This window comes from Nocardioides sp. CPCC 206348 (genome assembly GCF_048654705.1).
In the GTDB taxonomy this organism is placed as follows: domain Bacteria; phylum Actinomycetota; class Actinomycetes; order Propionibacteriales; family Nocardioidaceae; genus Nocardioides.
Map to the genome: position 1 here is coordinate 3,931 of NZ_JBMCZA010000217.1, position 10,808 is coordinate 14,738.

At 70.9% G+C, this 10,808-nt stretch carries 10 protein-coding genes; 2 read left to right on the top strand and 8 right to left on the bottom strand.

The features are described 5' to 3' along the window. On the top strand, positions 1–2,551 hold a 2,551-nt coding region (locus ACOADB_RS23750; protein WP_378604585.1), incomplete at its 5' end, for an ATP-binding protein. A gap of 10 nt (positions 2,552–2,561) precedes the next feature. Here the strand turns inward: ACOADB_RS23750 and ACOADB_RS23755 are convergent. The 5 genes from ACOADB_RS23755 to ACOADB_RS23775 form a co-directional block, all read right to left on the bottom strand. Continuing rightward, positions 2,562–3,410, bottom strand: coding sequence for an ABC transporter permease (locus ACOADB_RS23755; RefSeq protein ID WP_378604588.1), 849 nt, complete (start codon positions 3,408–3,410; stop codon positions 2,562–2,564). Further along, complete coding sequence (locus ACOADB_RS23760; protein ID WP_378604591.1) at positions 3,410–4,375, bottom strand: ATP-binding cassette domain-containing protein; 966 nt, start codon at positions 4,373–4,375, stop codon at positions 3,410–3,412. The genes ACOADB_RS23755 and ACOADB_RS23760 overlap by 1 nt, the downstream gene beginning before the upstream one ends. A gap of 112 nt (positions 4,376–4,487) precedes the next feature. Continuing rightward, positions 4,488–5,573, bottom strand: a complete 1,086-nt coding sequence (locus ACOADB_RS23765; protein WP_378604594.1) for a branched-chain amino acid aminotransferase — start codon at positions 5,571–5,573, stop codon at positions 4,488–4,490. 104 nt (positions 5,574–5,677) lie between these two features. Beyond that, positions 5,678–6,784, bottom strand: a complete 1,107-nt coding sequence (locus tag ACOADB_RS23770) for a 3-isopropylmalate dehydrogenase (RefSeq protein ID WP_378604597.1) — start codon at positions 6,782–6,784, stop codon at positions 5,678–5,680. An 11-nt stretch (positions 6,785–6,795) separates the two neighbouring features. Next, a complete protein-coding gene (locus tag ACOADB_RS23775) occupies positions 6,796–6,966 on the bottom strand; it encodes a hypothetical protein (protein ID WP_378604600.1) in 171 nt (56 codons plus the stop codon). A 400-nt stretch (positions 6,967–7,366) separates the two neighbouring features. On the opposite strand from ACOADB_RS23775, the gene ACOADB_RS23780 reads away from it, so the two are divergent. Next, a complete protein-coding gene (locus ACOADB_RS23780; protein ID WP_378604603.1) occupies positions 7,367–7,936 on the top strand; it encodes an O-methyltransferase in 570 nt (189 codons plus the stop codon). A 43-nt stretch (positions 7,937–7,979) separates the two neighbouring features. Here the strand turns inward: ACOADB_RS23780 and ACOADB_RS23785 are convergent, their stop codons facing one another. The 3 genes from ACOADB_RS23785 to ACOADB_RS23795 form a co-directional block, all read right to left on the bottom strand. Then, complete coding sequence (locus ACOADB_RS23785; RefSeq protein WP_378604606.1) at positions 7,980–8,747, bottom strand: FHA domain-containing protein; 768 nt, start codon at positions 8,745–8,747, stop codon at positions 7,980–7,982. Beyond that, positions 8,744–10,030 carry a vWA domain-containing protein gene (locus tag ACOADB_RS23790; RefSeq protein ID WP_378604609.1) on the bottom strand — a complete coding sequence of 429 codons (1,287 nt, stop codon included), beginning with the start codon at positions 10,028–10,030 and terminating at the stop codon, positions 8,744–8,746. Before ACOADB_RS23790 ends, ACOADB_RS23785 begins: the two co-directional genes overlap by 4 nt. Next, positions 10,023–10,808: PP2C family protein-serine/threonine phosphatase (locus ACOADB_RS23795; RefSeq protein ID WP_378604611.1), on the bottom strand; the 786-nt coding region annotated here is incomplete at its 5' end. The genes ACOADB_RS23790 and ACOADB_RS23795, both read right to left, overlap by 8 nt.

Here is a 10,808-nt window from a genome sequence, read left to right on the forward strand (position 1 = left end):
CGACCTGCTGCGCGCCGAAGCCGCTGTGCGGGGCCCGGCAGCCGCACTCCACCGGTTCGAGCAGCACCGCCGGGCCGTTCGGGATCGCCTCGGTGCCGATCCCGGCCCGGACCTCCAGCGTGTGCACCGTGAGCTGCTGGCGCTGGACAGCCCGGTGCGCGAGGGGGTGCGGTACGGCGCCGGGCCCCTGCTCGGACGCGATGACGACCTGCGCGCCATCAGTGGCCTCCTCACCAGCGCGCGCGTCGTCTCGATCGTCGGCCCCGGCGGACTGGGCAAGACGCGTCTTGCGCACACGGTCGCACAGGCCGCCGGGCAGCCGGTCGTGCACTTCATCGAACTGGTCGGTGTCACGACACCCGAGGACCTCGTGGGCGAGGTCGGCTCGGCACTCGGGGTCCGCGACTCGGTCAGCGGCCGTCGTGCCCTCACGGCGGAGCAGCGTGCCGACGTGCGCGCCCGGATCGCCCACCACCTGGACCAGGCGCCGACCCTCCTCGTTCTCGACAACTGCGAGCACATCGTCGCTGCCGTCGCCGACCTCGTGGCGTTCCTGGTGGCCACCACGCGCGAACTGCGCGTCCTCACGACGACCCGCGCGCCGCTGGCCATCGCTGCCGAGCACGTCCACCTGCTCCCGCACCTGGGCACCGCCGACGCGGTCGAGCTGTTCTGCACCCGTGCCGCTGCGGCCCGCTCGGGGGTCCGGCTCGACGAGACCGAGGTGCGCGCCGTCGTCGATCGCCTCGACGGCCTGCCCCTGGCGATCGAACTGGCCGCGGCCAAGGTCCGCGTGATGCAGCCCGGCGAGATCGCGCGGCGCCTCGACGACCGGTTCGCACTGCTGCGCGGCGGCGACCGCAGCGCGCCGGATCGTCACCAGACCCTCCTTGCCGTGATCGACTGGTCGTGGAACCTGCTCGAGGAGCGCGAGCGCCGCGCGTTGCGCTACCTCGCTGCCTTCCACGACGGGTTCACGCTCGAGGCGGCCGGCGCCCTCCTGGGCGACGACGCCCTCGAGACCGTCGAGGACCTCGTCGAGCAGTCGCTGATCGTCGTCACCGACACCGACCACGGCACCCGCTTCCGGATGCTCGAGACGGTCCGCGAGTTCGGCCGTCTGCAGCGGGAGGCGGCCGGCGAGTCCGACAAGGTGGCGAATGCCCTGCAGGCGTGGGCCGTCGAGCTCGCAGGTCGTGAAGGGCGGCGGCTGTTCAGCACCGGCCAGGTCGAGGCGATGGACCGGGTCCGCGAGGAGGAGACGAACCTCGCCGACGTCCTGCGGGAGGCCATCGCCGCAGGCGACCAGGACGCCGTGGCCGTGCTGTTCGCGACCCTGGGTGGCTACTGGTCGATCAGCGGTGACCACTTCCGCACCATGGCCGTCGCGCCGGCCGTGGGCCGGGCGCTCGACGGTTGGGAGGTGTCGCCGGCCCTGACCGACACCGCACGCTCCGCGTTGTGCGTCACGCTCTTCAGCGTGCGGTTCACCGGCTCCGACGGTGCCGAACAGCTCACCGGACAGCTGGAGGCGCTCGGCCACGACACGGCGAGCCCGGCCCTGGCAGCCCTCGTTCGGGTGACCCTTGCCCAGTCCGAGGGTGTCGCCACCGACCTCACCCACCTGATCGACGAGCCCGACACCTGGGTGCGCTGCCTCGCGCTGCAGTGGGCCGCCCACCAGTGGGAGAACAACGGCGACCCCCGCGGCGCCCTCGACGCCCTGCGTCAGGCACTGCCACTCGTCCACGACGAGGAGGGCCCCTGGCGGCGCGCGATGATCAACGCCCAGCTGGCGGAGCTGCACGCCCAGCTCGGCGACGCCGAGCGTGCCTCCGAGCACGCCCTGCTCGCGCTGCCGGTGCTCGAGAGGCTCGGCGCCGTGGACGACGCCGTCCAGAACCGTGCGATCGTGGCGACCTCGACCATGATCCGCGGCGACCTGGCGGGGGCCTCCGCCCAGATCGCCGAGCTCGCCGCCATCGCGCCCACGGGCCTGCCCGGCGGTGATGTCACCATCATGCGCACCCGCGCCGAGCTCGCGCTCGCGCTCGATGATGTCGGCGAGGGCCTGCGGCTGCACCGCGCGGCCGCCGAGGCGAGCCTGGCGATGCGCCTGCCGGGCTCGGAGGAGCAGGTCACCCCGTGGGCGATCTCCGGCGAGGCCGCAGCCGTCTCGGCGTTCGCCCTCCACGGGCAGGACGGGGACGGTTCCGACCTGCGGTCCTCACTGGCGGCCAAGGCGCTCGACGCGCTGGACCCGGAACGGCCGTTCATGGACTTTCCCGTGGCCGGACTGGTGCTCTTCGGACTCGGCCTGTGGGCCCTGCTCCGCACGGACCGGCCGGCCGACGACGCCGTGCGGGTGCTGGTGCTGGCCGACCGGTTCTCCTACTACCGGTTCGCGCCGACGATGCAGTGGAACCGGGCGCGGGCCCTGTGCGAGGAACGCGCGCCCGGCGTGCTGGCGGCCGTCGAGGCCGAGTACGGCGAACGGCGCGGACCCGACCTGCTGGTCGAGGCCCGCGCCGCCGTGCTGCGCGTTCTCTGATCCGGGCCGGCTACATCTTGCGGGAGTAGGTCCGTACCGCCAGGGGCGCGAAGATCGCGACGACCGCCGCACAACCGAGCAGCGCCCAGCCGACCTGGCCGGTGACATTGCCGTCGTTCATCAGGTCACGCACCGCCGTCACCACGTGGGAGACCGGGTTGATCTTGACGAAGGCCTCGAGCCAGCCCGGGAGCGTGTCCATCGGGACGAACGCGTTGGACAGGAACGTCAGCGGGAACATGATCATCATCCCGATGCCCTGGACCGCCTGGGCTGACCGGGCGATGGTGCCGAGCCAGCAGAAGATCCACGACAGGGACCATCCGGCGAAGATCGTGAGCGCCCAGCCGGCAGCGACCCCGAGGACGCCGCCGCCGGGGCGGTAGCCCATGGCGAGGCCGACGAGGATGGTGATGGTCGCGGCCGTGCCGTAGCGGAGCACGTCGGCCAGCATCGGCCCCGCGAGCGGGGCGATCCGGGCGATCGGCAGCGACTTGAAGCGGTCGAAGACACCCTTGTCCATGTCCTCGCGCATCTGGATCCCGGTCGCCATGCAGGCGGTCAGGGCGGTCTGCGCGAGGATGCCCGGAATGATCAGGGGCAGGTAGTCGGCCACGGATCCGGAGATCGCGCCACCGAAGATGTAGGCGAACATCGCGGTGAACAGGATCGGCTGCAGCGTGACGTCGAAGAACTGCTCCGGGTTGCGGCGCATCTTCTTCGTCGCACGCCAGGCCATGGCCAGGGTCTGGTGGACGGTGTCGCGCAGCGACGGGCGTGCGGCCAGGTCGTGGCCGCCACCCGTGGGGATCGCGGTCGCCGTCGCGGTGTCGGGAAGATCGGGCAGCAGCGTGGTCATCAGGCCACCTCCTCGTGGTCGTCCTCGGCGTGGTGACCGGTGAGGGTCAGGAAGACCTCGTCGAGGGTGGGTTGGCGGACGGCAGCGGTCGTGATGTCGACGTCGCCCTGGCGCAGGGCGATGAGGACATCGGCCGTGCGGTTGGCGTCGGTGAGTGCGATGTTCAGTCCCCCGGCCTCCGGGGTCAGGACGGGCGCCTCGCCGAGGACTGCCTCGACGATCGCTGCTGCCTGGGCGGTCTGCTCGCGGTCCGCGACACGCAGGTGCAGCGTCGAGGTGCCGACGCTCTCCTTGAGCTGGTCGGGCGTGCCCTCGGCGACCTTCCGGCCGCGGTCGATGACGGCGATCCGGTCGGCGAGCTGGTCGGCCTCGTCGAGGTACTGCGTGGTCAGCAGGATCGTCGACCCCTGGGTGACGAGCTCGCGAATCGTGTCCCACATCTGCCCGCGGGTACGCGGGTCGAGCCCGGTCGTGGGCTCGTCGAGGAAGATCAGGGGCGGGCGCGCGATGAGCGATGCGGCGAGGTCGAGCCGGCGACGCATGCCGCCGGAGAAGCTCTGGATCTGGCGGTCGGCCGCCTCGTCGAGGTCGAACCTGCCCAGCAGGTCGGCAGCCGTACGACGCGCCTGCGTCGTCGACTGGCCGAGCAGGCGGGCGAACAGCATCAGGTTCTCGGTCCCGGTCAGGTTCTCGTCGACCGAGGCGTACTGCCCGGTGACGCCGACCAGCTGGCGAATCCGGTGCGGCTCGCGTCGTACGTCGATCCCGAAGATCTCCGCGTGGCCGCCGTCGATCGACAGCAGCGTGGCGAGCATCTTCAGGGTCGTGGTCTTGCCGGCGCCGTTCGGGCCCAGCACGCCGTAGATCTCGCCCTGGCGGACCTCGAGGTCGATGCCGTCGACGGCATGAAACGCGCCGAAGGTCTTCACCAGGCCGGTGGCGTGCACTGCGGGGATGGCAGTCATGGTTGCTCCTTCTCGGCCGGGGATCGACCCGGCTCATGGAAGGAGCGTGCTGGCTGCCGGTTTCACCGCGGCATCACCGCGGTTTCACCACCCCGGAGGGCGCGCCAGCGAGCTACACGATCGGGTGCATCCACCCGAAGGTGTCGTCGTTGCGTCCGAGCTGGACGCCGACGAGTGCTTCGCGGATCCGCATGGTGAGGTCCTGGCTCGCGGGTGCCGGGACCTCGCCGTCCTTGGTCTTGAGCGAGCCGACCGGCGTGACGACCGCAGCGGTGCCGCAGGCGAAGATCTCGGTGATCCGGCCGCTGGTGACGCCCTCGCGCCACTCGTCGATGCCGAACCGGCGCTCGGTGACCTGGTGGCCCATCTTCCCTGCGAGCTCGATGATCGAGGCGCGGGTGATGCCTTCGAGGATGGTGCCGGTCTCGGGCGTGACGATGGAGCCGTCGTCGTAGACGAAGTACATGTTCATCCCGCCGAGCTCCTCGACGTACTTGCCCTCCTGGGCGTCGAGGAACACGACCTGGTCGCAGCCCTGGGCGTAGGCCTCCTGCTGTGCGACCAGCGAGCTGGCGTAGTTGCCGCCCGTCTTGGCCGCGCCCATGCCACCGCGCCCGGCGCGGGTGTACTCCTCGGTGAGCCAGAGCGTGACGGGCTTGATGCCACCCTTGAAGTACGCGCCGGCGGGGCTGGAGATCACCATGAACGTGACGTGTTGGGCCGGTCGCACGCCGAGGAACTTCTCGGAGGCGAACATGAACGGCCGCAGGTACAGGCTCTTCTCGCCACCGTCGGGGTTGCCGGGGACCCAGCGGGCGTCGACCTTGACCAGTTCCTCCACGGCCTGCACGAAGTCGGCCGGCTCGAGGACCGGCAGCGCAAGGCGCTGGCTGGACCGCTTCATCCGCTCGGCGTTCGCCTCGGGCCGGAACAGCCACAGCGAGTCGTCGGCGTGCCGGTAGGCCTTCATGCCCTCGAACGTCTCCTGCGCGTAGTGCAGGACGGCCGCAGCCGGGTCCAGGGTGATCGGGCCGTAGGGCGTGATCCGGGCGTCGTACCAACCCTTCTCGGGGGTCCATTCGACGGTGAACATGTGGTCGGAGAAGTGCACGCCGAAGCCCGGATTGGACAGGATCTCTGCCAGCCGCGCGTCGTCGGTCTGTTCCGCAGAAAGAGTGGTGGTGATCTGCATGGTCATCAGGTTAGTCCTCATTAACTCGGCGCGAAACGGCGAGGACCCTCTTGCCCTCGCCGGAGTGCGAATTCCGCCGAGGCAAGCTCAGTGCGCTGAGGCCTCGGCGGTCAGCCGGCTACTCGGGCAGCGATCGCGTCGCCCACCTCGGGCGTACGACGCGACTGGCCCGGGGTGCGCGCAGCGAGGTCCGCGAGCACGGCGGTCTCGATGCGTGCCGCGGCCTCGGGATGTCCGAGGTGGTCGAGCAGCAGGGCACCGGACAGGATCGCGGCCGTCGGGTCGGCGATCTGCTGGCCGGCGATGTCGGGTGCCGAGCCGTGGACCGGCTCGAACATCGACGGCGCGGTGCGGTCGGGGTTGACGTTGCCGGAGGCGGCCAGGCCGATGCCACCGGTGATGGCGGCGGCGAGGTCGGTGATGATGTCGCCGAACAGGTTGTCGGTGACGATCACGTCGAAGCGCTGCGGGTCCGTGGTCAGGTAGATCATCACGGCGTCGATGTGGCTGTAGTCGGTCGTGACGTCGGGGAACTCCTTGGCGACCTCTTCGAACAGGCGCCACCAGACGGAGCCGGCGTTGACCAGCACGTTGGTCTTGTGGACCAGCGTCAGCTTCTTGCGCGGGCGCTTCCGGGCCCGGGCGAAGGCGTCACGGATGACCCGCTCCACACCGAACGCGGTGTTGACCGAGACCTCGGTGGCCACCTCGGCCGGCGTGCCGACGCGCAGCGCGCCGCCGTTGCCGGTGTACGGGCCCTCGGTGCCCTCACGGACCACGACGAAGTCGATGTCGCCCTTGCCGAGCACGGCGTCGGACAGCGGCGACGTCGCGCCGGGGAACAGCTGCGAGGGCCGCAAGTTGACGTAGTGGTCGAGCTCGAAGCGCAGACGCAGCAGCAGGCCACGCTCGAGGATGCCGGGCGGCAGGTTCGGGTCGTTCGGCTTGCCGCCGACGGCGCCGAGCAGGATGGCGTCCTGGTGACGGATCTCCTCCAGCACCGTGTCCGGGAGCACCTCGCCGGTCGCGAGGTAGTTCTCGGCACCCAGGTCGTAGGCCGTCTGGGCGAACTTCACCTCGGCAGGCGCGGCCACCTCGAGCACCTTGAGCGCCTCGGCGGTGACCTCCGGCCCGATGCCGTCACCAGCGATGACGGCGAGGTTGACCTGGCCGGTCGTGGAGGTGACGGAGCCGGCTGCAGCAGAGGATTCGGTCATGTGCGTAGAGATTAGTTGTCGTCGGGACGAGCGTCGTCGCCGTCTCGCAGGGCAACCGCCCCGAACGGGTCGGTGTCGAGCAGGGCCGTGTGCAGCGGGTGCTCCGGATCGTGGCGGGCGGGGCCCCACTCGGTCCCGGAGAAGTCGCCGGAGGTCGAGGTGCGGTGCGTGGTCGTGAACATGTCGGGTCGTCTTCCGTGTGGTGGTCGCCCTGGCGTCCCCCACCGCGGCGGGTGGGCGTCAGCTCGTGGATCTCACGGGAGTCGACTGCGTCGGGGATACGGATCGCGTTTGTTGCCGATCGGTGTGTCCCGCCGCGGTGCGTCGGAGATGCGCCAAGGCTTCGAATCTGGATCGAAGGCCGTGTTGGCGGAGGATCAAGGGATCGCCGCAGTCACCGCGGCGAGGTGGCCTTCTTCAGGCCTCGCCGCGGCAGCCGATTACGAGAAGGGCGCCACGCATGATGGGAGAACCATAGCCGGACGTCCCGGTGCCTGTCAGGCCGATTCCGCCATCCGGGCAGGTTTCGACATACGAGATCGCCGTCACAACATCTGAGACACCGGATGTAAGACTCGATGCATGAGCGCGCCCCCCGACTTGCCCGATGTGGTCAGCCGCGCCTTCGACGTGTGCCGGCGGGCGGGCTACGTGGCGTTCTGTCGCAACGAGACCGGCCGGCTCCTGGCCACCCTCGCGGCGACCCGCGAGGGCCTGATGGCCGAGTTCGGCACAGGATGCGGCGTCGGTACGGCGTGGCTGCGCTCCGGCGTCCGCAACGACAAGGCGCGGATCATCACCGCCGAGCTCAACCCCAAGCTCGCCGCCGCGGCGACCGAGATCTTCACCGACGACCCGCTGGTCGACGTGCTGGCCGCCGACTGGTCGACGCTGATGGACAAGGGCCCGTTCTCGCTGCTCTTCCTCGACTCGGGCGACCCGTCCGCCGTCCAGGTCGACAAGATCGCCGACCTGGTCGAGCCCGGCGGCATCGTGGTGCTGGACGACTTCTTCCCGTGCGAGATGTGGCCGCCGATCACCGGCGGCCGGGTCGACACGCTGCGCGAGCAGTGGCTCACGGACGACCGGTTCACGACCGTCGAGGTGATGGTCGCGGCCGACGCGTCAGCGTTGATCGCCACGCGTCGCTGACGGACCTCGAGACGGTTGCAGGGCAACCTCCTCGACCAGCGGGTCAGAATTCGCCCGGGGTCGCCTTGCGTACGACGAGGCGGGTCCAGGCACCGAGGAAGACCCGTCCGTCGGGGCCGATCTCGCGCTTCTCCCCCGCCGGGATCGGGTCCTTGGGCAGCGACCCGATGGTGCCGAGGTAGGTGCCGTTGGACGAGCCGAGGTCCTCGACCCACCAGCGGGTGCCGTCGGTGGTCAGCTGGCAGTGCCGGCGGCTGATGCCGTTGTCGGCGACCAGGTCGATGTCCGGGTGGATGCCGCGGCTGCGCGACGTGCGCCCCACGAGGATCGACGTCGTCTTCAGCTGTACGACGACCGGCACCCCCGCGGACGGCAGCGGGTCCGTGGACTCCTGGTCGGCGTACCAGTCCGGGTCGATCCAGATCTCGGCCACCCACGACTCCTTCAGGGGCGGTGCGAGCGGGGTGGCGACCGGAGCGACGGGAGCGGGGTCAGCGGCCGCAGCAGGCTTCGCCTCCGCCGTACCGGCATCCGGGGAGCCGAGGTCGAGGATCGAGGGCGGCGTGAACGGTCGCGGCATCGATCCGGTCGTGAAGTCGTAGCCGCAGGCCTCGCAGAACAGTGCGTTCGGCGGATTGATGGCCTGGCAGTTCGGGCAGGCCGTCGCGGCGGCGTCGGCGGGCGCGTCGTCTGCCGGTACGTCGGCAGGCGCGGACGGCGCACTGGCGCTGCCGCCCGCAGGAATCGGCAGGCCGCAGACGTCGCAGTAGTCGTCGGAGGCCGAGTCGTGCCCGGACGGGCAGGTGCTCATGGGGTCTCCTTGCGGATCCGTGTCGTCTTCGTCGACGCGGTGTCGAGCGCCATCTCGTCGGCCTTCTCGACCGACCGCTTCAGGCGCACCGTGCCTTCCTTCTCGTTGTCGACGTCGACGACCTTCTTCAGCTTGCTGGTCGCCTCGTCGTTGCCGGTCTCGGCGGCGAGCTGGACGGCGCGGCCGAGCTTGGTCGTCGCGGTCGCCTCGTCGCCGGCGGCCTTGGCGGCCAGGCCCTCCTGGATCATGTCGGCCAGCTCGGCCTGCCCGGTGTAGTGGGCGACCTGCTGGTCGATCCGGGTGGTGAGCTCGGAGTTGTTGGACCAGGTGGCCTTCACCAGCGCCTGCGTGACGACGTCGTCGCCGAGCGCGAGCTGAACGCGCGCGGCCAGCTGCTCCTGGCCGATCGCCTTGGCCGGCACCCGGACCGCGACGTGGTAGTCGCGGGACTCGTCGGCCCACGCGCCCGTCGGGTAGTCGCCCGTGAGCGGGTTGACCGGCGTACGGCGGTTGGTGAGGTCCTCGACGGTCGGCGAGACCTGGCGGACGAACAGCACCTGCGAGCCCTGCGGCGTCCAGACCCGGAGCGAGGCGTCCGCGACACCGCGCGACATCGCGGCGCGCATGATCTCCTGGAACTGGGCCTTCATCTGGTCGGGCCGCGGAATGATGTCGACGGTGCCGAGCAGGGCCTGCGAGATCCGCCGGATCTCCGCGACCTGCCAGTCGGTGCCCGCGCCGCGGCAGTCGGCCTGGAAGTAGCCGGTCGCGCGGTTGATGGCCTCGTCGAGGCGGCCCGGCCGCTCGCGGTTCTCACCGTCGGTGAGCAGCAGGACGTGGCGCTGGGTGACCTCGGGGACCGAGTTGAAGAGCTGCCCGGCGAGGTCGAGCCAGGTGCTGATCGCCGTACCACCGCTGCCGACGAAGCGGGCGATGGCGGCCGAGGCGTCGGCTCGCGCCCGCTCGTCCATCCGGATCATGCCGGGACCGCTGGCGACCTGCGGGTAGGCCAGCATCGCGCGGTCGGCACCGGCGATGACGGCGAACCAGGTGCCGTCGACGATCTCGGCGACGGCGGCCTGGGCGGCGTCCTTGGCGGCCGCCATCGTGGCCGGCCCCATCGATCCGGAGGTGTCGACGATGATGATCTCGCCGGCAGCACCCGACCCGGACTGCCCGGCCGTGCCGGCGCCCTTGCAGGTGACCGTCACGATCGCGTTGACGTCGGTCCCGCCGTCAGCGAGGAACTCGTTCTGGTAGACGGCAGCGGTGAACTCAGCCATCGGTCGGCTCTCCTCCTGGGGTGCCCGGCTCGGCGGGCGTTGGGGTCTGGTCATTGTGCCCGAGCGCTGATGGATCGACGGTGACATCGACTCGGGCAAGCGCTGCAGTGATGTTGTCGTGGCCGCCGCAGCTGTTGGCGAAGGCGACCAGGGCCAGTGCGAGGGCGGCCGGATCGCTGGTGGCTGCGGCGCGCACCTGCTCGGCCATCGCCTCGGGCGTGGAGCAGTAGTTCCACAACCCGTCGGAGCAGGCGAGCAACCAGCCGGACTCGGTGAGCTCGACGGTTCCGCCCGTGGGGACGAAGTTCTCCGAGTCCCGGCCCAGCCACTTGGTGATCGCGTGCGCCTGCGGACCCGTCTCGGCCACCTCGCGGGCGATGCCGCCGGCGATCTGCTCCTGGGCCACCGAGTCGTCGACGCTCAGCTGGACCGGCGTTCCGGCGTCGGGCAGCCAGTACGTGCGGGAGTCGCCGATGTTGGCCCAGCTGACCTGGCGTCCCTCGAGGACGGCGGCGCTGAACGTCGCCGATGCGGGGTTCGTCGAGTCGGGGTCGGTGACGGCGATGATCGCGGTGTTCGCGGCTGCCGCGGCATCAGCCAGCACCTTCGCGCCGGCTGCCTGACGACCTCCCGTCGTACCCATGCCGGCGGGGAGGGGCATCCGCAGCACCTCGCGCGCCGCGCGGGCGCCGGCGAGGGAGGCGACGTCGGAGTCGACGGAGTTCGAGACACCGTCCATCACCACGAGCACCGCGCGGGAGCCCGGTTCGGCGCCGGC

Excerpts from the sequence above, each read along its gene's own strand:
- ACOADB_RS23785 (WP_378604606.1), bottom strand. The coding sequence starts at position 8,747 with ATGAGCACCTGCCCGTCCGGGCACGACTCGGCCTCCGACGACTACTGC.
- ACOADB_RS23755 (WP_378604588.1), bottom strand. The coding sequence starts at position 3,410 with ATGACCACGCTGCTGCCCGATCTTCCCGACACCGCGACGGCGACCGCG.
- ACOADB_RS23760 (WP_378604591.1), bottom strand. The coding sequence starts at position 4,375 with ATGACTGCCATCCCCGCAGTGCACGCCACCGGCCTGGTGAAGACCTTC.
- ACOADB_RS23770 (WP_378604597.1), bottom strand. The coding sequence starts at position 6,784 with ATGACCGAATCCTCTGCTGCAGCCGGCTCCGTCACCTCCACGACCGGC.
- ACOADB_RS23780 (WP_378604603.1), top strand. The coding sequence starts at position 7,367 with ATGAGCGCGCCCCCCGACTTGCCCGATGTGGTCAGCCGCGCCTTCGAC.
- ACOADB_RS23775 (WP_378604600.1), bottom strand. The coding sequence starts at position 6,966 with ATGTTCACGACCACGCACCGCACCTCGACCTCCGGCGACTTCTCCGGG.
- ACOADB_RS23790 (WP_378604609.1), bottom strand. The coding sequence starts at position 10,030 with ATGGCTGAGTTCACCGCTGCCGTCTACCAGAACGAGTTCCTCGCTGAC.
- ACOADB_RS23765 (WP_378604594.1), bottom strand. The coding sequence starts at position 5,573 with ATGACCATGCAGATCACCACCACTCTTTCTGCGGAACAGACCGACGAC.